Here is a 23559-nt window from a genome sequence, read left to right on the forward strand (position 1 = left end):
ATGGATACAAGATTTACACTGCATTTTATAGCGGAAAAGGAAGGCCAACTACTAAGGGAGGCCTTAGCTGAATGGCGCATCTCCAAGCGAGCTTTAACAGCTATTAAATTTGATGGAGGCTTACTGACAGTAAATGATGTCGAACGCAATGTTCGACATCCTCTTCACATTGGCGATCGAGTTGAAGTTACATTCCCTCCTGAAGAAAAAAGTGAGGGGCTTGCTGTTGAACATGGCGAACTTTCTATTATTTACGAAGATGAAGCAATTTTAGTGCTTAATAAGCCAGCACATCAAAGTACGATTCCTTCGCGTGAGCATCCAACACATAGCGTAGCGAATCTAGTATGTGGTCATTTTCAGCAGCAAGGTTTAGCATCAACGGCTCATATCGTCACGAGACTTGACCGTGATACTTCTGGCTTGCTATGCATTGCCAAACATGCTCATATTCATCATTTAACGGGACTTGCACAGCGTAGCGGAGAGATTTCTCGACAATATGAAGCCATTGTACATGGACATGTGGCACGAGATGTACAATCAATTATTGCTCCTATTGGACGCAAGGAGACGAGCATTATTGAGCGTGAGGTGCGTGAGGACGGTCAATTTGCGCATACAGATGTGACAATATTAAGGCACTTTTATTTACAGGGTGAACCGATGACACATATACAACTAAAGTTGCACACAGGGCGAACACACCAAATTCGTGTGCATATGGCCTATGTGGGACATCCACTTGTTGGAGATGAACTTTATGGTGGAAGTCGTGATCATATAAATAGACAAGCATTACATTGTGTGTCCTTAAAGATGCTTCATCCTTTGACCGGTGAAAGGTTACAATTTACAAGTAACGTAAATGAAGATATGCAGCAATTATTGAATGACTCCTTAGTTTGAAGTTTAATTCTTCAAACCTCTTTAGTTCACGAAGCGTGAAACCTATTACTGAATCATGTTATATATTTAAGGAGATGTTCGCACAAACGGGCATCTCTTTATCATTTTATAAGTTTTCTTAAAAACATCGTAACAGAAAATCAATTTCGCCTTGGCGTAATTGCGTCCGGATTTTGAATTGTGCTCGCACAATTCATTCAATTCAAAATCCGTGACATCCGCCGGAGGCTTTGGGCCAACAAATGTTTTCTGTGCGAAAGCGCAGTGCTAACGTAGCGTCAGCAACATGATGTTGGTCACTCAGTCGTTGCCACAGGACGTGGCGCTCTTAGATTGAGTTCCTCTATTTCAGTAGGTGTCTTTGCACCATTTGAAAGGAACCATATTCATCTCATTACTTTCAGAGGTGGGAATCTTCTGCTGAATGAAGATAAACCGATTGTAGGGTATAGTAGAGTAGAGTAGAGGATTTTTTAGGGATATTACGATAACGTGTGTTTAATTTCCGTTCCGACTGGGCGCTTTGCCGCTGCCGCTACACTTTCGCGCAGTTAAAACATTTGCCGCTGCCGCTTTGCTTTCGCTACAGAAAACATTTGGTGTCGCTACGCTTTCGCACAGAGCAAAGCTTCCTGGGGGCGTCCGATGAGCCGCTTTTATTGTTGCTGACGCTTCGCTTTCGCACAGTTAAAACATTTGCTGGGCACTACGCTATCGCACAGAAAACATCCGCTTCACTGCAGGGTCTCGGGCCAACAGATGTCTTTTGCGCGAGAGCGTAAGTGCAACGTAGCGGCAGCAGGTTTTGGTTTTGTTTGTGCGAAAGCGCAGCGACAGCAACAGCAGGATGTTGGTCACGAAGGCGTTATCACAGGACGTGATGCTCTTAGCCTTCGTTCCTCTATATCGCTGATCCCAAAGGAGTCGCCCAGTCGGAACGGAAATCAACTATTTATGGCATACGGTTAATAAATGTCATCTCCAACTTTTGGTGAGGAGCTAGTTTTTATTCAGTAAAGGTGAAAAATAGAAACATTTATCTACAGATTTATCCAATTAGATTGCGGGGATGTTGTAGGATGCTATGTAGTAAAAAAAGGGTTTGCAGAAAAGGCATCATACACTCTATTATATAAAAGGTAGATTTACGGAATTGCCCGTATTAATGATTTAACTTATTTCAGCAAATGTTTTCTGTGCAGAAAGCAAAGCACAGGTACAAATGAATTTACTTTTCGGCGGTTGGTCAAACACCCGCTGAAATATAGGAACTCAGTCTAAGAACGCCACGTCCTGTGGCAAAGACTGAGTGACCAACATCACGTTGGCCTAAAGCCTCCGGCGGATGTCACGGAATCGGATAGGAGTTCTTTGTGCAAGCACAAAGCCGATTTCGGACGCAATTATGCCGAGGCATAATTGATTGCTCGGAAGGAGGGGACAAGCATGATAGAGGAAAGAAATGAAAAGGATGATGTGCAATTCGACGAGGCACGTTTGCGAGAAATGCTCGAAGCACATGATATAAACGCATTCCGCGATGAGTTTTTAGAGCTTCATCCATATGATCAGGCAACGTTTTATGAGAAGGTGGAGCCTGATATACGAAAGACCATCTATTCGTTCTTGTCTCCGTCGGAAATGGCTGATATTTTTGAGGCAATCGAAATAGATGATGATGAATACACAGCGTATCTGGCTGAGATGGATCCGTCATATGGTGCAGAAATGCTTTCTCATATGTATGCAGATGATGCGGCAGACGTTTTAAATGAATTGGATACGGAACAACGTGAAAGCTATTTAGGCATGATGGATGAGGAAACAGCTGAAGAAATTAATGAGCTTTTAAGATATGACGAAGGCACTGCTGGTTCTATCATGACGACTGAATATGTAGCGATACCAGAAAATTCTACTGTTCGTTCAGCGATGGCGATTTTACGGAAAGAAGCACCGGATGCTGAAACCATTTATTATATTTTTGTCGTGGATGAAGCACATCGATTAACAGGTGTTGTTTCGCTTCGTGATTTAATCATTGCGGATGAAGATACTCGTATACGTTCAATTATGAATGAGCGTGTTGTGATGGTGCACGCAGGGGATGACCAAGAAGAGGTTGCCCAAATTATGAAGGACTATAACTTCTTAGCGACACCAGTTATTGACGATAAGGGTGAATTACTAGGGATTATTACAGTCGACGATATTATCGACGTTATTGATGAGGAAGCATCGGAGGATTACTCTAAATTAGCGGGTATTTCCGATATGGATAAATTTGATACAACCTCGTTCCAGGCAGCTAAAAAACGTTTACCATGGCTTGTCATATTATTATTTTTAGGGATGTTGACTGCAAATTTGATGGGACAGTTTGAGGCAACGTTAGAACAGGTTGCGTTACTCGCAGTGTTTATCCCTCTTATTTCAGGTACTTCTGGAAATAGTGGAACACAGGCATTAGCGGTAGCTATTCGAGGAATTGCGACAGGAGATGTTGAAGAACATAGCAAGCTAAAATTACTCTTACGTGAAGCAGGCACAGGCTTAATGTCTGGAATTGTTTGTGGACTGATTGTGATCGGTATCGTCTATATTTGGAAACAAGAGCTTATACTTGGAATGCTAGTAGGAGCAGCGCTTTGTGGTTCAATTTTAGTAGCAACGCTTGCAGGTTCTTTTATTCCATTGCTCATGCATCGCATGAAAATTGATCCAGCTGTTGCATCTGGTCCATTTATTACAACATTAAATGATATTACAAGTATTTTAATTTACTTAGGTTTGGCGACAACATTCATAAGCAAAATAGGCTGAGAACCAATTTTCTTCCTTTCGCATATTGTATGAAAAAAAGGGAAGTGAGTAATGTGGGTCAAGAGCCACGCTTATTTATAAAGTCACCATCCTATTTTCTAAATATTTCTAAGGTGCTACATGAACTTGATTTGGATGAAAGTACGTCAGTGTATCTAAAGGACGGCTATTTCAATGAACAGGCGATTGAAGAAAAAGAAGAAGTGGTTGAAGAAGAACAAATAGATCCGTATTTACTAAAGCAACTTCAATTTTTAGAAAAGCCATTTCGGCAAAAAGCATATCAACCGTTAGTCGTATGTTTAAAGGATGGTCGAAATTTACGAGGTAGTGCATCTAATGTAGAGACGGATTCATTGATGCTTACTTCTTTTGAATTAAAGACACAAGAAATTATTTATTTTGAGGACATAGAACAAGTATTATGGCGGGGTAAACAATTACCTACTTTATGAAAAAAGTGTACAGCAGAGGATGCTGTACACTTTTTTTTATGTGTAGTGTGTCAAAGGAGAAAAGATTATTCACAAATCCCTAAGTCTACATCAGCAATACATTGTACAGCACAGAAGCACGATAAATCTACAGTAATACAGCTCTCAGTGGAATTCCAATCATCTACTTTGCATATTTTTTTCATGTTGACACAGCAACCGTCTCGACTTAATAGATCGACTGTACTTTCACTGGAGTCAAATGAACATAAAGGTTCTAAAACACGCAAGGTAGCGCAGCACTCATCAAACATATCTTCTACTCGGAAAAATACGGATGTACATATACATGGATCCGCTGTTGGAGAACTGAAAAATGCTTTAAAAGGAGTACCATCTTTTGTAATTAACATAAATACACGTGTATCTGCATGAGAGCGTGCTGGACTTACGATGCCTCCCAGTGGTTCTAGGAAACAGTTAGCTGTACATGGTTGACATTCTTCTCTCACCGCTTGATTCTGAATGTCTAAAATAGCGCGTACTACGTCACAAACGCAGCCTGCTGAATGGATTGGTCCAATAGGATTTGTTGGCTTGCCACAACCCATATTGTCACCTCCTTTCCTTGTTACTACTTCTACAATATGTACTTAAGAAAAATGGACTCGGGCCTTTGTATATATAGTTAAATGAATAGTTTTTTTATGGTTGGAGAAACTTTAAAGAAAAGGAGGGTAAAACTTGAAGCTATTAGGAATGATGTTACCTCTATTAGTCAGTTTATCGCTTTTAAGTGGTTGCGGTGAAAAAGAAAAATTTATTGTCTACGGTTCACCGGAAAATGAAAAAGAAGTTGAAGCCATATTAAAAGAGCAGAAATATGTAGACAAAACAACGGTAATCCAATACGACAATAGTATGCTTGTAGCAGTGCAAATTAAACCATGGGATAAATGGAAAAAGGCTAAATTAGAGAAAAAGTTGCAAAAGAAATTTGATGAAAAATACCCCAACAAAAAGGTTTTTGTCTCAACCGATTATAAAATATTTTATGAAGCCAATAAAATAAAAAGGGATCAAGTTGAAGATAATAAACTGAAAGATAAAATTAACAAATTGAAAAAGCTAGCAAAGGAGCAAACATAGTGGAAAAAGAACAATACCAGCAATTAGAACAAAATGTCACGCCGAAACCGCCGTATCTTAAAAATGTTGCAAAGGCATTTATAGTAGGTGGACTTATTTGTACGATCGGACAGGCCGTTTCACTTTTTTATATCATTTTCTTTAATTTTACTGAAGCGACTGCAGGAAATCCAACAGTTGCAACGATGGTATTTTTCGCCATGATTTTAACGGGTTTTGGCTTATATAAGAAAATTGGTCAATTTGCTGGAGCTGGATCAGCAGTGCCTGTTACAGGGTTCGGTAATGCTGTTATTTCTGCTGCCATCGAGCACAGATCTGAAGGATTAGTGCTTGGTGTTGGTGGAAACATATTTAAATTAGCTGGGTCCGTTGTATTATTTGGTGTTGTCTCCGCCTTTTTTGTTGCACTTATTAAATACATTCTTGTAACGATAGGAGTGGTTTCATGGTAATTGTCTTTCAATCGAAGCCATCCTTAATAGCAGCAGGTGTAGTAGCAGGCCCGCTAGAGAAACGGAGTATATTTAGTCAACATTTTGATGCGACTTATGATGATGAACGTTGGCAAATGAAAACAAATGAACAAGGTCATCGAAAAATGGTGGAAGAGGCCTGTGAATTTGCCATGAAAAAAGCGGGTGTAAAAAATAAGGACATTGATTACTTTATGGGCGGCGATTTAGTGAATCAAATGACACCGACCAATTTTGCAGCTAGAGACTTAGAAATTCCTTTTATTGGACTCTTCTCAGCATGTGCTACCTCTATATCTTCAGTAATCGTTGCGAGCCTTTTAACTGAGGCAGGTGCCGCAAACTTTTCGCTCGCTGGTGCATCCAGTCAACACAATGCGGTGGAGCGACAATTCCGTTATCCAGTCGATTATGGTTCACAAAAGCCCCAAACTGCTCAATGGACGGTAACGGCTGCTGGGTATGCACTAATTGGTAAACATCAAGAGGAATATCCTTCTATTGAAGCAGCAACTGTTGGAAAATCGGTTGATTATGGTATGGATGATCCATTTCACATGGGTGCAGCGATGGCACCAGCCGCTTTTCAGACGATTCAATCACATTTAGAGCAGCGTAATCAAAAAATTTACCACTATGATTTAATTTTAACAGGTGATTTGGGTCAACTTGGCTTAAAACTTTTAAAAGGCATGTTCGTTGAAAATGGCATCAAAAGTGAGGAGTTAAAACCTTTACGTGATGCAGGTGCCGAGTTTTATGGACAGGATGAGGCATTTCAATCCGGTGCAAGTGGTGCAGGTTGTTCAGCAGCTGTTTTTTTTAGTTATGTTATTCAACAGATGCGAGCAGGTACTTATAAACGAGTTCTTCTTGTGGCGACTGGAGCATTACTGTCTCCGCTTACTTTTCAACAAGGCGAGACGATTCCATGTACGGCACATGCGATTGAAATTACAATGAAATGAGGTAAAAGCTATGGTAATGACATTTGTATTTGCATTTATTGTAGGTGGCATTATTTGTGCCATTGGTCAACTACTAATGGATGTTGGAAAATTAACGCCAGGACATACATTGAGTACTCTAGTCGTAATTGGTGCAATTCTAGACGGAATGGGCTTGTATGAGCCTCTTATTGATTTTGCAGGTGCTGGTGCAACCGTTCCAATTACGTCCTTTGGAAATTCTTTAACGCATGGTGCACTTGCTGAAGCAGAAAGGCATGGGCTTGTAGGCGTGTTAACTGGGATGTTTGAAGTAACAAGCTCAGGAATCAGTGCTGCCATTGTCTTTGGCTTTATCGGAGCATTACTTTTTAAACCAAAAGGAAATGTTGACTAGACGAATACCCCACCCATTTTTACAACCAAAACATATTATAGGTTGTAGAAGGGAGGGGTATTTTTATGGGATATCAAGGCTGGGGCTCGTATGGAGGGCACTCTGATGGTTGCTACGGAGGAGATTACGGCGGTTATTATGGCTGCGGATATTATGGCTATGGACATGGTCAGAGTTCAACGTTTGTTCTAATCGTTGTTCTATTCATTCTTCTAATCATTGTTGGTGCTACTATTATTTAGCTTCTTTCAGCTGAAAAAAGTTAAAGCTTTGTGCTAGCGCAAAGCCGATTCCGGACGCAATTATGCCGAGGCATAATTGATTTGACTAATGTGACAGTCGATAAGAGGCTTTAGCTTTTCTTCAGAGTGCTTTATTATCTGAATAAAGTTTAAAGCCTTCACTATTTTTCGAATGTTTTCATAAATTAATAATGGAAATAAATTTTAACTTTAACTTTAACTGATAGGAGGGGGAACATGAATCGCGGATTTTTTAATTCAATTGAACAAAAAACTGGAGTATCGATGGATGAGATCTTCGCATTAGCAAATGCAATTCAACATGCTGATTTTAAAAGTGAAAAACAAGTAAGAAAAATCGTACGACGCGTAAGTAAGGTGTCCAATAGACAAATTACGCAAGAGCTTGAAGATAAGTTAGTTCAATCTATTATTCAAGATGGTGCTTCACTAGACTTCGATAAAATCACTAAAATGATGAAATAATTTGATATATTTAAAAGGTTGGTTAAATGGACTTTCATTTAAAAATCAACCTTTAAAGTTTTGTAGAAAAATAAAAAAGGTGTTACGATATGCCGTAGCATTTTCGTAACACCGATTTGAATTAAATCGTTTTTTCCATAGCGCGATGTGGGATACCAGCATCCATAAATTCGGGAGATGTTACCGCATAGCCAAGCTTTTCATAAAAAGGAATAGCATAACTTTGTGCGTGGAGTTTTAGCTTTTTCTTATTTATTGAAATAGCGTACTTTTCCATTTCCCTCATAATTAAAGCACCGAGTTTTTTGCCTCGCTGATCTTGTAAAATACAAACACGTTCAATTTTTGCAGCATCGTCCACGATATTGCGTAAACGTGCAGCACCTACAGGGGCATTGTCTTCGTACATAATAAAATGCGTTGCGGATGCATCCTCAGCATCACATTCTAAATGCAGCGGCACACCTTGTTCTTCAACAAAAACCTGTTTGCGAACTGCGAACGCATCCTCGTGCTCTTTTGCTGTTTCCACAATCTTAACGTTGTACAAGGATTACTCAGCTCCTGACAATCGGAATGTTTCATATGTTGTCCACGAGCCATCTTCCAATTGGTATAAAAGATGAATACGATCAATTGTATCTTTTTCGTCAACGCCTGTCATACGTAGTTGGCCAAAAATGTCATCATGCTCGGAAGCTGTCATTTTTTGAGCAATCGTGATATGTGGTACAAATACATGTTTTGACTCACCAAAAGGTACTTTTTCTTCAAGTGCTTGATGGAATGCTGTTAATTGTTCAGTTGGTTCAATGCGGAAATAAATCGCATTTGTTGTAGGGAAAAATGAACTTATACGTAATGCATGAATGTTTAAAGGTGCATAGTTGGCAACAAGTTCATCTAATTGCTTTATAATAGTTTGAATATCATCTTCTGTCGCATCAAAGCTGTCCTTTAATGTAAGATGCGGAGTAATTTTCGCATAATGAGGATCGTATCGTTTACGATACGTATTCGCTAAATCTTGCAATTTTTTTGATGGAAATGCCACAATACCGTACTTCATAGGCCATTACCTCCCGAAAGTAAACAATTTTTTATTTAAGTATAACAGAAATTTCCGATTTCGTAATTTGATTCGTCTATATTAATTGAAATTTTCAATTAATGCGCGACGAAGATCAGGTTTCCAATATTTCCATGTATGATTGCCATTAAATTCTTCATAGAATATAGAAAATCCTTTGTCTAACATGAGATTATGAAGCTGACGATTTGGTGTTAAAAAATCTTTAATGGTTTTATCCATTGTGACAACTTTATCTTCTTCTTTTCCAACAATATGGTAAATGGAAATTGCGCCTGGATCTTTAAAATTCTCTACGGCTTGCAAAACATCTTCATCAACATACGGTGATTGTAAAATAACCTTTCCGAAAATACTTGGATATTTTAATGCGGCCATTAAGGAAGCGGTAGCAGCCATCGAGTCACCGATAACTCCACGACCCATTCCCATTTGATAGGTTGAATATTCAGCGTCTAAATAGGGCACAAGCTCGTGTGCTAAAAAACGAAGATATGCTTCATGTTGCTCTCCACTTGGAATATATTTAAGACGTCGATCCTTTATGTCCTTATAAGGAACGAATGCAATGATTAAATTTTCGATTTCATAGTCATCGATAAGTTCATCAGCAAGTTTTGTAATACCTCCAAGCTGGAAATAATCTTTGCCGTCTGATGCAATTAAAATATTATATTTATATAGTGGAGAATAATTTGCAGGAACATAAATATAGAGCAATAATTCCTCCTGTAAAGCTTCACTATAGAACTTTAAATCTTGTACAGTTCCCTTATCCAATGATGACACTCCTTCTCATGTTTGTATCGAAATTGTACCATATAGCTAAAGTAAAGGTATAATAGGTTGGGCTAGCACTATTCTAGCAATCAAATCGAAGTGAGGGATAGTTATGCATGATAAAAATACTCGCATACACTCTGATGAAGTAGCGAAGGCAGCTCAAGCTGCACTCATTCGTCGTGGTGTATCGCTAGAGGATATTGCTAAAATCGTTTATGAAATGCAAAAATCCTATAATGAAGGTTTAACATTAGACCACTGTGTTCATTCTGTTGAGCGTGTATTACGTAAGCGTGAAGTTCAACATGCTTTATTAGTAGGAATTGAATTAGATGAACTTGCAGAGAAAAAGTTATTGTCGGCACCGTTACAGCAAATTATTGAATCCGATGAGGGTTTATTTGGTGTGGATGAAACAATCGCACTTGGATCTGTCTTTACATACGGTAGCATAGCGGTAACAACCTTTGGCCACTTAGATAAGCAAAAAATCGGTATTATTAAGAAGTTGGACACAGAACCAGGACATCATGTAAATACATTTTTAGATGATTTAGTTGGCAGTATTGCTGCTTCAGCCGCATCACGTATTGCCCATCGTATGCGTGATTTAGAGGAAGAGGGCGAGACATTTGCAGACATTGAACCCGAAGATCTAGGACCAAAACCAAAATCACATCATGAGATTTAATAAGTATTAATAAAGATAACAGAGCCTTTTCCATGAAGGCTCTGTTTACGTTGTAAATAAAACAGGGCTTTTTGGCAAAGCGAGGGGTTGATTTCCGTTCCGACTGAGCGCTTTCCTGGGGGCGTCCGATGAGCCGCTTCACTTCGCTGCAGGGTCTCATCTGTGACGCTGATCCCCGAGGAGTCGCTCAGTCTCCACTCCAATCAACCACTTCACGCAGCATGTACCTTATGACGCATCTCTCAATTTTAAAGTGATAAATAAAACGGGAATTACAGGATAACATTCTAAAAAATTTATTAATCATTTTTCAACAATATAAACAGAGCCTCCTCGATAATATGAGGAGGCTCTACCTATTTAATGTCTATGAATCGTTTTGTATACCGATAATTAATCGTTATAGGCTTTTAAATATTCTTTTACCTTTTTACTGTCTGCTTCAAGCTTCAATCCAGTATTAATGAGTGGTGAAACAGTGGATACAGCAGGTTTTTTATTGCCTTGATAGTAGCTAATAAATTCATCTTGATTAATAGAGTAAAGAATTGCTTTACGTAGATCTACTGATTCTGAAACAGGGCGACCAGATGTATTCATTTGTAGATAGGAAACGGCATTACTATCAGCAGTATTTAACGTTAGTTTCGTATCAGATTTTACAATGTCTAGCTTTGTTTCTGGTACTGACTGGAGAACATGAATCTCACCATTACGTAATGCTGATAATGCACTATCGTTATCAGCGATAAAACGAACATTAATTTTTGCGATCTTCGGTTCATATTCACTACCTACACGGTAGGCAGGATTTTTCACAAATTGTGCTTCATAATCATTTTTCTTTATAAGAATGTAAGGACCGCTAGCGTAAAGATGGTTGTTGTATGTTGCTGTGCCTTCCGTCACGGTAGCTTGATCACCATAGGCGATATCCTTGTCTGGATTATAGGCTGCTACATCATATGTGTTAATGCTTGTTACTTGTTTTTCAGAAACGATACCACCAGATTGGTGCGCTAAATAATTTAACACTTGTGGGAATGGTGTTGGTGTTGTAATTTTAACAACTTGGTATGCTCCAGTTGCATTATTCACAGTCCCTTTGTCTTTTGCTAATTGCGTTACAGAAGCAGGGAGGTTTTGGGATAATGCATCTAATACAGACTGATCAGAGCCTGCAACTTTTTTCTTTTGTAATTCAGCTAAGTCAGAAACGATTTCGACTGTTTCGATATTTTCATGAAGACTATATGTGCGATGGTCTGGAACTGACTTTGAATCTTTTGCACGATTTAATGAGAATACAACGTCTTCTGCTGAAACCAATTCACCTGTATCAACGGCAGCACCATCTTTTACAGCAGCGAAGTTAAGATCATCACGTAAAATGAAATAATATTCTTGGTTCCCTTCAGCAATAGCATGATTATAAGATAATGAACCATCAGAAACGACTTCATCTGTATCTGTTAAGTTTACAAGTCGTACATACATATTCGTATTTAATGTATTAATAGAACCGTCATTCCCTTTAATAGGATCAAGAGATGTTAGCGAATCAATTGTTTGATGTAAAATCAACGGTTCAGTTGCATTTTTGGATGAATCATTGAATTCGATATTTTCCCATACTTGCGCACGGGATTTTGGTAGATGTACAGTTTTTGGGTTTACTAATTCAGAGTATATGCCTTGATATTTATTTGAAATATATAAAGGCGCAATATAAGCTTGATCGAATACTAAAAGCTGTTCTAATTCTTTATATTTTGCAGCGGCTTCATTACCTGTCAACGTACTTGCTTCCTCGATAAGCGCATCTAAACTTGAATCAGATACAATACTATAGTCACCGCCCGTTTTAAACAAACCACGAACAGCATAATCAGGATTCCCTGTTACTGTTGTCCAGCTAGAAAGAGCTAAATCATAATTGCCAGCATCTTTTTGTGCTGAAAATGAACCATAATCAGGTTGAATATTTAGTTTAACTTCAAAGCCATTTTTAACTAGTTGGTCTCGAACAATATTCATATCTTCCTCAGAAGCGGCCATCCCTAATACTTCAACTGTCTTTTTACCTTTCTCTTTTGAATCTTTACTACCTTCTACTTCAGTTTTTGTCTGTACACAGCCTGCTAATGCTAAGATGGCAATGAATAAGAATACAAGTAATCTTTTCATGTAAGAACCTCCATTATTAATTTGATTTTGGATCTAAAGCATCTCGTAACCCATCTCCTAAGAAGTTAAAGGAGAGAACGAGAAGCATAATACAAAGACCTGGGAAAATAGCGACATAGGAATGTGTTTCCAGGTACGTACTACCGACTTTTAGAATATTGCCCCATTCAGGAATGTGTGGCTCAATGCCAAGCCCTAAAAAACTTAAACTACTTGTTGAAATTACAGCACCACCAATAGTTAATGTTGCTTTGACAATCATTGGTGCTAACGAGTTAGGGACAATATGTTTAAAAATGATTGCAGCATCAGATGCTCCTAATGCTCTTGCTGATTCTACGAATTCGAAATTAGAGAGCTGCATTACATTAGCGCGCATAGTACGAGCATAAGTTGGAATGGCTCCAACACTTAGTGCGATGATTAAATTCATCGTATTGGCACCAAACGCTGCGATAATGGCAATAGCTAGTAAAATTCCGGGAATGGCATATAAAATATCAAGACTTCGCATGATTATGTTGTCAGTCGCTTTCCCGTAATAACCGGAAAATGCTCCAAGTGCTCCGCCGATTAATGCAGGTATGATTGTTGAGAAAAATCCGACAATAAGCGATATTTGTGCACCGAAAACAATGCGAGAAAATAAGTCACGCCCGTAATTATCGGTGCCTAGTGGATATTCTAATGAAGGTGTTTGTAACAGTGCCCCATAGTTATTTTCAATAGCGAAGTCATAGTCAAATGTCCAAGAGCTTGTTACGGACAAAGAAAACATAAGCACTATGAAAAATAATCCGAAGACGGCCATCGTATTGCGTAAAATCTTTTCCCAAATTCTTTGCCATTTTTCAATTGTAGAGGGATTTGCCTTTCGAGCTTTTTGAATAAGGCTATACCCTAGCAATGTTGCAAATAGATTGCCAGTCAATGAGGCAATAAGCAGCAAAATGCCAGGTAACAGCATCCATTTTGGCGCAGCCTCGGAAGTCACAAATTTTGTACATAGCATTAACATCACGATATAAAAGATTGCAAGGAGTAAGAAAAGACCCATTGCAAGTAAATAAGTATCTGTGACGTACGCTTTAAATAAGTTCAGTGCTGAAATTCCGATAATAAAAAGCTGAGTGATCAATGCATAAGCAGCAAAAGTATATTCAGCTGTCTTACTTTTTGAAATAAGTAAAAAAGCAAAGGATGTAGAGAAAATATTACCTGAAACGATTGTCAATAACAGCGGATAACCAAGTAATCGAGTGCTTTTTCGTATGTCACTATAGCTTGCTAAATCCTGTTTAATGCGTAAAGTCAGGAAACCAACATAAGCTGTGGTAATTGCATAAATGACAAAAAAGATTAAGACGATTGGTCGCCAACTTTGAGTAGAAAAATTATAGCTATAAGCTAGAAATAATAAAGAAAATAGAAAGGAAAAGACAAGTGTAAAATGTGAATTGACATATTCCTGTGTTATCTTCAAAAGTAGTTTGACATGTAAGCTGTTTTTCACGGGTGATCCCCCTTTAAGACTTCTTCATTTTCGAGCGAATGCGTGGATCGAAAAAGGCATACATAATATCGATGAATAAATTTACGATTGAAATTGTAATAGCAATATAGAAGACCCCACCGAGGATAGCTGGAATGTCCGGAATAAACTGCTTATCAACAATATAGCTACCGATACCACTAATATTGAAAACTTTTTCTGTAACAGATGCCCCGCCTAACATTCCACCAAAAAGAAGTCCAATCACTGTAATAATAGGAATCATGGCATTGCGAATAGCATGCTTTGAAATCACTTTAAATTCATTCAAGCCTTTAGCTCTCGCTGTAATAATGTAATCCTCATGTATAACCTCAAGCATACTGGATCGGGTCATACGGGCAATGGAAGCCGTAATGGATGTTCCTAAGACGATAATTGGCATTATTAAAGAAAGCCAGTTTTGAGGATTATATGTAGCTGGGAACCATTGCAGCTTTAAGGCAAACGTTAAAATAAATAGTAAGCCTTGCCAAAAGCTTGGAATGGATAATCCAATCAAGGCAATGAACATAAATGTATAATCCAAATATGAATTTGGACGAACAGCGGAAATAATGCCGACCGGAATAGCAATAGCGATAGCCATTAATAGTGATAGGATTGCTATTTCAAGTGTGACAGGAAATTTGTTTACAATGCTATGTGTAATAGTTTCTTTCCCTGCAAAGGAAGTACCTAAATCAAATGTGAAGAGACCAGATAATGCATTCCATAATTGAGATAAATATGGCTGATCCAAACCATGAATATGATTAAAGTTAGCAATTTGCTCAGCCGTTGCCGCAACACCAAGTAAGTTTCTCGCTGGATCGAATGGCGACAAATACAAAATTGTAAACACTAGTGTCGCGACACCTACAATAACAATGAAACTTTGTAGTATTCGTTCAATGATAAATTGTAGAAATGGATTCGCACACAATAGAAGGACTACATAAAATAAAACAGCTGGTAAAAAAGTAAGAGCAACGAAATTTTTATTTTTAAGTTGCTGACTAAAAAATTGTAAATAGGATGGATCTTCTAAACCATCCTTTAATAAATCTTGCTCTACTAACTGCTGTATTTTTGATTCTGCTAATTTCGAAGCAGTTTCCTGTAATTGTTTTTCTGACACAAATTCATGAAAGAATTTAGCTTTGGCTAATTCTTGCTCAGCAAATTTAAATTGCCATTGTGCGAACAAACCCTTTTCTTTGTAGTACTGACTTCGTAGCTCAAAAGCTTGTCGGTATTGATGTGAATGTTTTCTTTTCCGATAAGATAAGTATGTAAATGGGTGTACTAAAATACTTAAAAGAAAGAGTAGCACATTGTAAGACTTATGGTGCATGAGCTTTTGATAAACTGAAAAAAAGAATACATGTTCCTTAGTTGTAGAATGATCTTTTGAAATAACCATGCATTTCCTCCAGACATAAATAAAATAATAGATTCCAAAATGTGGACAAAAAAACATCAACACACGCGTAGTAGCTGACTTATTTTTGTAAGGCCCTATTGAACAGATTGCAGGGTGAAAGATTCAACTTCTTTCAGTAGAAAGAAGTTAAAGCCTCCGGCGGATGTCACGGAAATCGGAAAGGAGTTCAATAGAGGATATTAGCCTAAAATCATCGCATCCATGCGATAACGGCTAACTGACCTGCATCGGTAAAAACGCCACGTCCTGTGGCATTACCGAAATGATCGACATCGTGTCGGCCCTCACGCAGGCCTAAGCACAAAGCCGATTCCGGACGCAATTATGCCGAGGCATAATTGATTATAATTATATTGTATAATTCCTATCAGTATTGTAAAGTATGGATTATACAAATAATTAAGTCAATCACAAAATTTACAAAAGGATGGATTGAATGAGTGAAAAGCTTCTAGAAATAAGCGATCTTCGTGTATCTTTTATAACGGGAGAAACAGAATTTGAAGCCGTTAAAGGCGTTAACTTTCATTTAAATAAAGGTGAAACACTCGGAATTGTAGGAGAGTCAGGTAGTGGGAAAAGTGTAACGGCTCGTTCAATTATGCGTCTATTACCATCACCACCTTCATTTCTAAAGTCAGGAAATATTTTGTTTAAAGGCCAAGAAATTACTTCATTGAGCGAAAAACAAATGGAGACAATCCGCGGACAAGATATTAGTATGATTTTTCAAGATCCAATGACATCTACAAATCCAACTATTCGTATTGGAGAGCAAGTAGCGGAAAGTTTAATAAAGCATCAGTCAATGTCCAAAGCTGAGGCTTATAAGCAAACAATAGAGTTATTAAAGCTTGTAGGTATTCGAAATGCAGAAGAACGATATAAACAATATCCGCATGAGTTTTCAGGAGGAATGCGCCAACGTGTGATGATTGCCATGGCACTTGCTTGTCAACCATCTTTACTAATTGCAGATGAACCGACTACAGCCCTTGATGTAACTATTCAAGCGCAAATCCTAAAATTAATGCGAGACATGCAAAAAAAGATGGGCACCTCAATCATATTAATTACTCATGATTTAGGTGTTGTTGCTGGCATGTGCGATCGAATTATTGTAATGAAAGAAGGGGAGATTGTTGAGCAAGGTACAACAGAGGAAATCTTTGGAAATGCTCAACATCCTTATACTAAAAAATTATTGAATGCTTTACCAAAGCTCCATGAGAAAAAGCAGCCTAAGCAAATTACGAATGTACAGCTTGAAATAGATAAAAATAAACCACTAATCGAAGTGACACATCTTTCAAAGGAGTTCGCATTAGGGCATGGTCAAACGGTAAAGGCTGTCAACGATTTATCTTTCCATATATACCCAGGAGAAACATTAGGTTTAGTAGGTGAATCGGGCTCAGGAAAATCTACGACAGGTCGAACGATTTTACAGCTTCATCAGCCTACGAATGGTGAAGTTTTATATCAAGGTGTACCAATTACAAGACTAACAAAAAAGCAGCTTAAAGCAATGCGGCGTCATATGCAAATTATTTTCCAAGATCCATATTCCTCGTTGAATCCTCGAAAAAAAATAGTAGATATTATTGGGGAAGCTCTAGATATTCATAAACTTGTTAAAACGAATGGAGAGCGTCATCAGCGTGTGGAGGAATTACTTGAACTTGTAGGCTTAAACAAAGAACATGCAATGCGTTATCCGCATGAATTTTCAGGTGGACAACGCCAACGTATTGGCATCGCAAGAGCTTTAGCAGTGGAGCCAAATTTTATGGTTTGTGATGAACCACTTTCAGCCCTTGATGTTTCTATTCAAAAGCAGATTGTAGACTTGTTAAAGGATTTACAGCAGCGCCTAGGATTGACATACTTATTTATTGCTCATGATTTGTCTATGGTTAAACATATTAGCGATCGTGTAGCTGTCATGTATGGTGGGAAGATTGTAGAGCTTGCAGAAAGTGAGGAGCTGTACGCCAATCCACAGCATCCGTATACACAAGCTCTATTACACTCAATACCAATTCCGGATCCTTCGATAGAGAAGAAAAAATATATGGATACCGAACATATAGACAAACAAACACACTATGAGATAGAAAATAGTCAGCTTGTTGAAGTTTCTCCAAACCATTGGGTTGCTGTTGCAACTACATAGCTTGAATGTAATAGCCTGATATTTTACAATAGAAACATCGTGAAACTTTTAGGACTTTTGATGAGTTAAGGATTTCTTTTAGAAGCTTCCTTAAAGTGTAATGAAGATGAATAGTTGTGAGGGACCTACTACATGAAAATGCAAGATATAAAAACGTTAATTACGAGTGGTACAATCATTCTTGCCGTTGCATTGTATATGATTTTTGGCAGATCACCAGCTCAAGACAAGGATACAATATCTACTGACAAGAATGGAGCTATTTCGATTGAACATGTCGAAGAAAAAACAGGAAACAAACGCTTTGATGTAGATTATATTAAAGCATATGATGGTGATACAATTCAGGCGACAATAAATGGCAAGAAACAAAAAATTCGCCTATTGATGGTAGATACACCAGAGATGAACTATAACAAAGGTGAGGCACAGCCTTATGCTAAAGATGCGCGAGATTATACGATTAAGTTGTTAGAACACGCCAAAAAGATTGAAGCGGTTTACGATGTCGGACCAGAAACAGATAACTACGATCGTTTATTAGCTTATGTCTTTATTGATGATGTAATGTTGCAAGAATCATTATTAAAAGAAGGACTTGCAGCAGTGCGCTTTATCCATAAACCAAACAATACGTTTGAGGATGAATTTAGAGACATTCAGCAAGATGCGGAAAAAGAAAAATTAAATATTTGGTCACGTGAAAATTACTTCCAAAAAGATGGCTTCCATCCGGAAGTATTAAAATAAAGGTTAAAAAACAAGGGGAGTCCCAAAAGGCAATAAAAATGCCTTTTGGGACTGTCCTTTCTTTATTCAAAAATATAGTTGTAAACAAAGTGTACTTATTGAGTTCGTCAAAAGGCTTTTATAGCAATGTAATAATGCTTTTCGTATTTTTTACTTTTGAAAAGAAAATACAATGAAAATTCGACTTTTTGAGTTTTGTGAACTGGAGAAACGTGAGATTTGTGATTTAACAATCTCATGTTTTTTCATTTTAATAATAATTTAGCTTGAAAATACATATATTTTTGTATATATTGTGTATAAAGTATATATATAATATTTATAGCTGTGTTTATAGACACACTTTAAGCAATGTAAATAAATCAATTAAAATGCTTTAAGGGGGAAATTCATATATTGAAATGGATACTTTATGTACTCGCCGGCTGGTCAACGTTAGTCACTGGTCTGTTCCTAGCTTCTCTTTCCAGTAATCATTTGATTCAGGGTCTTGTGATGAGTGGATTGGTTATTCCTATTATTCTGTATTTATATCAGCATGTTTATCGACTGACTGGAGTTAAACCAAAGGCGCCGGTATATTCTTGGAAAAGGCTACATCATTTTATTTCTGGGGTTATCTTGGCGATTGCACTGGCTTCATTGGGCTTCTTCATAGGCAATTTTCAAGGGTGGATAGACTTTGAAAAATGGCATCCCTCCGAACAGTGGTTTATTGCTCTAACCTTGAATATTTTATTTGCATTTTTTTATGAAGCTTTACCAGAGGAATTTGGATTGCGAGGTATGTTATATGATGTCTTACGCTATCGATTCACCGCTTGGTTATCCGTATTACTTCAAACCTTACTTTTTGTAGCATTCACTATAGCAGTTGGTCAGATTCAAGTGCTTTTTGGACTTGCTCCAGGCGTATCCATTAACGTCTTTTATATCATTTTAATTTTTAGCTTTGGAATATGTTTGCAGTTGCTCCGTCTATGGACAGGAAGTCTCTGGACATCAATTGGTTTTCACCTCGCCTACTTAGAAATCATGAGATTTGCTGTTTTGCCACATCTAAAAGGCGTACCTCCAATCATTACCTACCACGAATCAGTGCCTGGAATCGGCCTCTTAATCTCTATTTGTATGATGATTATTGGGGGCATCATTGTATCACTCGTTATATTAGGTGTGAAGCGTTTTAGACGGAAAAGTACATGATTTGAACTAAATCGCTTTCATAAAATATGTGCTCCATGCTCAACTTCTCACACAATTGCGATATAAAAAAAGTCGATTCCATATAGTACTGGAAATCGACTTTTTTAGGTAAAATCTGCAAAGGAAATGGGTTTTGACGTTTAACCTAATTGTAAGATAGAATCTTTATGTTCCTGTTATCATCAACTAAAGTGTAGAAGGTATTGTTGTTTTAACTCTATTCTTCATATGTAAAATCGCTAGACGCGTTTATAAAACTTGCCATTTGTACTATTTTACATCTTTTGTCCATTCTGATACTTTATCTTCATTGTCTTTGATCCATTTTTTTGCTGCCTCTTTAGGATCATCGCCTTTCATAATATCAAACATAACACGTTCAATATCTTCTGGAGTCCAGTGGAAGTTTTTTAGAACACTATACGCTTCGGGATCATCTTCTTTCAATCCGTTACGTGCAAATGTACCAATATATTCTTCAGTTCCGTATATACCTTTAGGATCGTCCAAATATTTTAAATCAAATGCGTTAAACTTCCAGTGTGGAGACCAACCTGTCACGATGATTTCTTCATTTTTCGCAATCGCTTGAGTAAGAGCTGCTGTCATTGCGCCTGCAGATGAGGTAACTACATTCCAACCTTCTAGGTTTTTATATTCTTTATAAGCATTTTCTGTAGTTGCTGTCATATTTGCTCCTGGATCAATGCCAGTGATCGTTTTACCAGCTTCATCTGTTAAATCTTCGATAGAATTTACGTCCATATAACTTGGGACAACTAAGCCAATTTTTGCACCTGCTAGGTTTTCACCTAAGTCGTCTATTTTATCCTTATACTTCTTAACTTGTGGGGCATGTGTTTGTGGTAGCCAAGCTGACACCATACCATCGACCTCTCCTTTAGCAAGAGCCTCCCACATAATTCCGTTATCCAGTGGTGTTAGTGTTACATCATATCCTAAATCTTCTAGAACTTGACCTACTACGTTTGTAGAGGCAATTTCAGTATCCCATTCAACATAGGCTAAGTTCACTTCATTTTTGTCTTTATTTTTCGTGCTTTCACCTTCTGAGCTACAAGCAGTTAATACTAACATGACTGCTAAAGCCAATCCTATCTTCAATAATTTACTGAATCGCATAAGATCTCCCTTTCTTTATTATAGGATGATATGTATCTAAAAATTAACAAGTAACAACTTAAAGTTATCAAAAGGTTGTTACTTTTGTCAAATTGACTTCAAAAGGATGATATATCAAATATGCATAGGGATAATCGCGTCAGGAATGGGCTTTGTACTTAGGCAGAAACGATGTCGGTCATTCAGTAATGCTACAGAAGCGGCGTATTTACCGATTCAAAAAGTATTTTATGTAAATTCCTATGTGTGGGATACATTTCAAGATATGGAGGTAAATTAAATACTTTTTGAGTACAAAAAGCATGGTTTTGAATGAATTTAAATTTGCAATAAAAAAGATTATCAAAATATGTTGGAAAACTAACAAAAATTGATTTTGACAATTTTATGGTTAGTGCGATAGTTTCGATGTCGAATTTAAATATAGGTATATATTCAAAAAAATCTTTGTAATAATTAATAACGTAACATGCGCACAATTTACAGCGTTCATATATCGAGCGCTTGCTTTATAAGGCTTACCAAGAAGAGAGATGTATCTTAATTTGATACATCTCTTTTTTTGCTTTAAAACGAGCGGGTGAAAGCCTTTTGCATATTCAGGAACTATTTGTGTAGCTCTCTTCGAAAGTGCTTAGGACGTTCTATTCTACGCTAGCTTTGTAAAAGTCTGAGGGGGGGGCGCTAGTAACATTTCGGGTAAAAGTGTTGGGAAACACCCACTACGATGAAATCCAGTAGATGAGCTTGTATGTAGATGAAAAAATAGATTTTGACCCCCTAGAAAAGATAGGTGTTTTGAATGGATTTTATCATTATCAAAATATGTTCAAAAACGAACAAAAACTGATTTTGCTTGTTATAAAATGCCTGTTATAGTGTAACTATCGTTGAAAACAAGAGGCTTTTTTCGCGATTGTATAAAATGAGTGAATTTGATGAAAATAAGCCGTATTTGTTGTTTAAAAGAGTTTATAAAGGGTTATAAAGGAAGCGGAATATTCAGTAACACCTTTCTGATTGGCAGCTTTTGATCTGGAGTAGTTATAAAGTATTGAAAATAATGCTCTATCGTGTTTAATGTCGTAAAAAACGGGAATAGAATGTATTGATAAGAAATAAATAAGCTTATCAAATTTCAAATAAATGGTTAATTTTTATGATGCAGCTAGGGTTTACTGGTGGAAGACATTGAGGTGTTTTTATGTATAATTTTTTGGATCGATTACCTTTGCAAAAGGTGAATGTTTTACATCATATTTACAATGAACAGAGGCTATTTTCAAGTTTAGAGTTATCCCAAATGATGGAACTGTCTGAAAGGACAATTTTGAAAATAGTAGATGAGATAGCAATTGATTTAGAGTTTATTACTGAATCTGCTGATATCCAAAAAGAAGAGCAAAAGTATTTTCAACTAAATTATAAAGATAATTTTTCAATGAAGACTGTTGAAAGATATTATTTAAAAAACTCGTTAACCTATAAAGCTTTTAACGAGATTTTTTACAATAAATTTTATGATGTCAATACGTTTGTTTTGGAAAATTTCACAAGTGTTGCATCCATGTATCGAAGAATAAAAAAAGTTAAGCCTTTGTTAGATCAGTTTCAATTGAAGTATACATCTTATGAAAAAGTCAGCCTTGAAGGGACAGAAAAGCAATTTCGTTATTTTTACTTCTTGTTCTACTGGAATTCGTATTGGGGAGAAGAGTGGCCATTTACGCTAGTTTCAAGAGAAGAAATACTAGATTTAATGAAGGAAGTAGACATAGCTTATTCCGAACAAGTTTTATATTGGCTGGCCATTTGTTTATCACGCGCAAAATTAGGGTGCCTAATCGAATATCATCCAATGTATGCAAACTTTACGAAACATCATCATAGCTATGAGCGATCATCGAAAAAATTAAAGCATATATTTAGAAAATTTACTGATTTATCAGATGAAGAAATTGAATTAGAAACAATGTTTTTATTTTCTATCATTAGCTGTATGCGTCGTTATCATAAAACGGATAATGCGGTAAGTTTATTGATGAACTTTGCACAGCACCATAATCAAGAATTGTTTGTACAAGCAACGTTATATTGGATGGAAACATTTATCGAGCATTTCACAGTTACTTTAGATGTAGAAGAATATGGGGCACTCTTTATAAATTTATTGCATCTTCATTATTTTACTTTATCCTTTGCTGGTCCAGCTACTTTATTTAAAGAAGATCTTTATCAAAAGAGATTGGAAATGCATGAAACGGCTCAAATAGAAATTATGAATCAGTTTTATGATCGTCTAATGGAAAATCAGGCCTTCGCTATCGTATTTGAACGCAGAGAAATATTAATTGGCAGATATCATAAATTACTAAAACAAACAATTGATATTGCCAATAGGGATACTATTAAAATAAAAATATTCTCAATGATAAATGATGATCCTTATCTATTCAGTCAAATAAAACGTCTTTTTATCCATGTTGAATTATGTTCTAAAGATGAAGAGGCGGAGTTAATTATAACGGATCGCTTATACTTAACTATTAAAAAAGACATCAAAGATATATTTGTATGGAATTCAGTCCCTTCAAAAAGCGATTATGATAGGTTATCAAAAAGACTACAGGAAATCTATTTTACTAAATTAAATAAGTTATTATTGAAAACTTTGCTAAGTGAAGTGTAAAGA

23 protein-coding genes are annotated in these 23559 nt (G+C 37.0%); 15 read left to right on the plus strand and 8 right to left on the minus strand.

The genetic code is table 11. The features are described from left to right. The 4 genes from ACVYAD_RS09015 to ACVYAD_RS09030 all read left to right on the plus strand — a co-directional run bounded on the left by ACVYAD_RS09015 (position 1) and on the right by ACVYAD_RS09030 (position 4187). Positions 1-909 (plus strand): RluA family pseudouridine synthase, encoded by a 909-nt coding sequence (locus tag ACVYAD_RS09015; protein ID WP_476426048.1) that lies wholly within the window; start codon positions 1-3, stop codon positions 907-909. Positions 910-1668: 759 nt separating this feature from the next. Beyond that, the gene (locus ACVYAD_RS09020) at positions 1669-1878 is read left to right on the plus strand and encodes a hypothetical protein (protein WP_476425938.1); all 210 of its coding nucleotides are present in this window, start codon (positions 1669-1671) and stop codon (positions 1876-1878) included. A gap of 477 nt (positions 1879-2355) precedes the next feature. Further along, complete coding sequence (gene mgtE / locus ACVYAD_RS09025; RefSeq protein ID WP_349659080.1) at positions 2356-3732, plus strand: magnesium transporter; 1377 nt, start codon at positions 2356-2358, stop codon at positions 3730-3732. A gap of 53 nt (positions 3733-3785) precedes the next feature. Continuing rightward, positions 3786-4187: a hypothetical protein gene (locus tag ACVYAD_RS09030; protein WP_349659079.1), complete on the plus strand. Its 402-nt coding sequence runs from the start codon at positions 3786-3788 to the stop codon at positions 4185-4187. 65 nt (positions 4188-4252) lie between these two features. Here ACVYAD_RS09030 and ACVYAD_RS09035 read toward each other — a convergent pair whose 3' ends face one another. Then, positions 4253-4777, minus strand: coding sequence for a CotY/CotZ family spore coat protein (locus ACVYAD_RS09035; protein WP_079559573.1), 525 nt, complete (start codon positions 4775-4777; stop codon positions 4253-4255). Positions 4778-4910: 133 nt separating this feature from the next. Between ACVYAD_RS09035 and ACVYAD_RS09040 the strand changes: the two genes are divergently transcribed. From ACVYAD_RS09040 to ACVYAD_RS09065, 6 genes are all read left to right on the plus strand, one after another. Continuing rightward, the gene (locus tag ACVYAD_RS09040) at positions 4911-5315 is read left to right on the plus strand and encodes a YhcN/YlaJ family sporulation lipoprotein (RefSeq protein WP_476425940.1); all 405 of its coding nucleotides are present in this window, start codon (positions 4911-4913) and stop codon (positions 5313-5315) included. Next, complete coding sequence (gene spoVAC, locus ACVYAD_RS09045) at positions 5315-5770, plus strand: stage V sporulation protein AC (protein WP_349659077.1); 456 nt, start codon at positions 5315-5317, stop codon at positions 5768-5770. The genes ACVYAD_RS09040 and spoVAC overlap by 1 nt, the downstream gene beginning before the upstream one ends. Continuing rightward, the gene (locus ACVYAD_RS09050; protein WP_476425941.1) at positions 5764-6759 is read left to right on the plus strand and encodes a stage V sporulation protein AD; all 996 of its coding nucleotides are present in this window, start codon (positions 5764-5766) and stop codon (positions 6757-6759) included. Before spoVAC ends, ACVYAD_RS09050 begins: the two co-directional genes overlap by 7 nt. Before the next feature lie 16 nt (positions 6760-6775). Beyond that, complete coding sequence (gene spoVAE / locus ACVYAD_RS09055; protein WP_349659103.1) at positions 6776-7135, plus strand: stage V sporulation protein AE; 360 nt, start codon at positions 6776-6778, stop codon at positions 7133-7135. A 65-nt stretch (positions 7136-7200) separates the two neighbouring features. Next, positions 7201-7377: a YjcZ family sporulation protein gene (locus tag ACVYAD_RS09060; RefSeq protein ID WP_079559577.1), complete on the plus strand. Its 177-nt coding sequence runs from the start codon at positions 7201-7203 to the stop codon at positions 7375-7377. A gap of 237 nt (positions 7378-7614) precedes the next feature. Next, entirely contained in the window at positions 7615-7863 is a 249-nt protein-coding gene (locus ACVYAD_RS09065; protein WP_386827010.1) for a stage VI sporulation protein F, read from the plus strand. Between the two features lie 121 nt (positions 7864-7984). Here the strand turns inward: ACVYAD_RS09065 and ACVYAD_RS09070 are convergent, their stop codons facing one another. The 3 genes from ACVYAD_RS09070 to ACVYAD_RS09080 form a co-directional block, all read right to left on the minus strand. Next, the gene (locus tag ACVYAD_RS09070) at positions 7985-8413 is read right to left on the minus strand and encodes a GNAT family N-acetyltransferase (protein WP_349659075.1); all 429 of its coding nucleotides are present in this window, start codon (positions 8411-8413) and stop codon (positions 7985-7987) included. A 3-nt stretch (positions 8414-8416) separates the two neighbouring features. Continuing rightward, positions 8417-8932, minus strand: coding sequence for a YjcG family protein (locus ACVYAD_RS09075; RefSeq protein WP_349659074.1), 516 nt, complete (start codon positions 8930-8932; stop codon positions 8417-8419). 81 nt (positions 8933-9013) lie between these two features. Continuing rightward, a complete protein-coding gene (locus tag ACVYAD_RS09080) occupies positions 9014-9733 on the minus strand; it encodes an alpha/beta hydrolase (RefSeq protein WP_349659073.1) in 720 nt (239 codons plus the stop codon). A 112-nt stretch (positions 9734-9845) separates the two neighbouring features. Between ACVYAD_RS09080 and ACVYAD_RS09085 the strand changes: the two genes are divergently transcribed. After that, entirely contained in the window at positions 9846-10427 is a 582-nt protein-coding gene (locus tag ACVYAD_RS09085; RefSeq protein ID WP_349659072.1) for a phosphatidylglycerophosphatase A family protein, read from the plus strand. A 393-nt stretch (positions 10428-10820) separates the two neighbouring features. On the opposite strand, the gene ACVYAD_RS09090 is transcribed toward ACVYAD_RS09085, so the two are convergent. Genes ACVYAD_RS09090 through ACVYAD_RS09100 form a run of 3 tightly spaced genes read right to left on the minus strand, consistent with a single transcriptional unit; the run spans position 10821 to position 15571 of the window. After that, positions 10821-12614, minus strand: a complete 1794-nt coding sequence (locus ACVYAD_RS09090; RefSeq protein ID WP_476425944.1) for an ABC transporter substrate-binding protein — start codon at positions 12612-12614, stop codon at positions 10821-10823. Between the two features lie 16 nt (positions 12615-12630). Next, positions 12631-14127: an ABC transporter permease gene (locus ACVYAD_RS09095; RefSeq protein ID WP_476425945.1), complete on the minus strand. Its 1497-nt coding sequence runs from the start codon at positions 14125-14127 to the stop codon at positions 12631-12633. Positions 14128-14140: 13 nt separating this feature from the next. Continuing rightward, complete coding sequence (locus tag ACVYAD_RS09100; RefSeq protein ID WP_476425947.1) at positions 14141-15571, minus strand: ABC transporter permease; 1431 nt, start codon at positions 15569-15571, stop codon at positions 14141-14143. A 457-nt stretch (positions 15572-16028) separates the two neighbouring features. Here ACVYAD_RS09100 and ACVYAD_RS09105 point away from each other — a divergent pair, with 457 nt between their 5' ends. The 3 genes from ACVYAD_RS09105 to ACVYAD_RS09115 all read left to right on the plus strand — a co-directional run bounded on the left by ACVYAD_RS09105 (position 16029) and on the right by ACVYAD_RS09115 (position 19724). Further along, positions 16029-17768 carry an ABC transporter ATP-binding protein gene (locus tag ACVYAD_RS09105; RefSeq protein ID WP_476425949.1) on the plus strand — a complete coding sequence of 580 codons (1740 nt, stop codon included), beginning with the start codon at positions 16029-16031 and terminating at the stop codon, positions 17766-17768. 132 nt (positions 17769-17900) lie between these two features. Then, on the plus strand, positions 17901-18518 hold the full coding sequence (locus ACVYAD_RS09110; RefSeq protein WP_349659067.1) for a thermonuclease family protein: 618 nt from the start codon (positions 17901-17903) through the stop codon (positions 18516-18518). A 396-nt stretch (positions 18519-18914) separates the two neighbouring features. Further along, a complete protein-coding gene (locus tag ACVYAD_RS09115; protein WP_476425951.1) occupies positions 18915-19724 on the plus strand; it encodes a lysostaphin resistance A-like protein in 810 nt (269 codons plus the stop codon). Between the two features lie 270 nt (positions 19725-19994). On the opposite strand, the gene ACVYAD_RS09120 is transcribed toward ACVYAD_RS09115, so the two are convergent. Further along, positions 19995-20867 carry a glycine betaine ABC transporter substrate-binding protein gene (locus ACVYAD_RS09120; protein WP_349659065.1) on the minus strand — a complete coding sequence of 291 codons (873 nt, stop codon included), beginning with the start codon at positions 20865-20867 and terminating at the stop codon, positions 19995-19997. A gap of 1204 nt (positions 20868-22071) precedes the next feature. Between ACVYAD_RS09120 and ACVYAD_RS09125 the strand changes: the two genes are divergently transcribed. Then, positions 22072-23556, plus strand: a complete 1485-nt coding sequence (locus tag ACVYAD_RS09125) for a helix-turn-helix domain-containing protein (protein ID WP_476425953.1) — start codon at positions 22072-22074, stop codon at positions 23554-23556. Positions 23557-23559 lie beyond the last annotated feature (3 nt).

Source organism: Lysinibacillus sp. G1-3 (genome assembly GCF_056322905.1).

What these genes read in the sequence shown, in the direction of transcription:
- ACVYAD_RS09015 (WP_476426048.1), top strand. Translation starts at nt 1, where the DNA reads ATGGATACAAGATTTACACTGCATTTTATAGCGGAAAAGGAAGGCCAA.
- ACVYAD_RS09020 (WP_476425938.1), top strand. Translation starts at nt 1,669, where the DNA reads ATGTCTTTTGCGCGAGAGCGTAAGTGCAACGTAGCGGCAGCAGGTTTT.
- mgtE (WP_349659080.1), top strand. Translation starts at nt 2,356, where the DNA reads ATGATAGAGGAAAGAAATGAAAAGGATGATGTGCAATTCGACGAGGCA.
- ACVYAD_RS09035 (WP_079559573.1), bottom strand. Translation starts at nt 4,777, where the DNA reads ATGGGTTGTGGCAAGCCAACAAATCCTATTGGACCAATCCATTCAGCA.
- ACVYAD_RS09050 (WP_476425941.1), top strand. Translation starts at nt 5,764, where the DNA reads ATGGTAATTGTCTTTCAATCGAAGCCATCCTTAATAGCAGCAGGTGTA.
- spoVAE (WP_349659103.1), top strand. Translation starts at nt 6,776, where the DNA reads ATGACATTTGTATTTGCATTTATTGTAGGTGGCATTATTTGTGCCATT.
- ACVYAD_RS09060 (WP_079559577.1), top strand. Translation starts at nt 7,201, where the DNA reads ATGGGATATCAAGGCTGGGGCTCGTATGGAGGGCACTCTGATGGTTGC.
- ACVYAD_RS09065 (WP_386827010.1), top strand. Translation starts at nt 7,615, where the DNA reads ATGAATCGCGGATTTTTTAATTCAATTGAACAAAAAACTGGAGTATCG.
- ACVYAD_RS09075 (WP_349659074.1), bottom strand. Translation starts at nt 8,932, where the DNA reads ATGAAGTACGGTATTGTGGCATTTCCATCAAAAAAATTGCAAGATTTA.
- ACVYAD_RS09085 (WP_349659072.1), top strand. Translation starts at nt 9,846, where the DNA reads ATGCATGATAAAAATACTCGCATACACTCTGATGAAGTAGCGAAGGCA.
- ACVYAD_RS09090 (WP_476425944.1), bottom strand. Translation starts at nt 12,614, where the DNA reads ATGAAAAGATTACTTGTATTCTTATTCATTGCCATCTTAGCATTAGCA.
- ACVYAD_RS09100 (WP_476425947.1), bottom strand. Translation starts at nt 15,571, where the DNA reads ATGGTTATTTCAAAAGATCATTCTACAACTAAGGAACATGTATTCTTT.
- ACVYAD_RS09105 (WP_476425949.1), top strand. Translation starts at nt 16,029, where the DNA reads ATGAGTGAAAAGCTTCTAGAAATAAGCGATCTTCGTGTATCTTTTATA.
- ACVYAD_RS09110 (WP_349659067.1), top strand. Translation starts at nt 17,901, where the DNA reads ATGAAAATGCAAGATATAAAAACGTTAATTACGAGTGGTACAATCATT.
- ACVYAD_RS09120 (WP_349659065.1), bottom strand. Translation starts at nt 20,867, where the DNA reads ATGCGATTCAGTAAATTATTGAAGATAGGATTGGCTTTAGCAGTCATG.
- ACVYAD_RS09125 (WP_476425953.1), top strand. Translation starts at nt 22,072, where the DNA reads ATGTATAATTTTTTGGATCGATTACCTTTGCAAAAGGTGAATGTTTTA.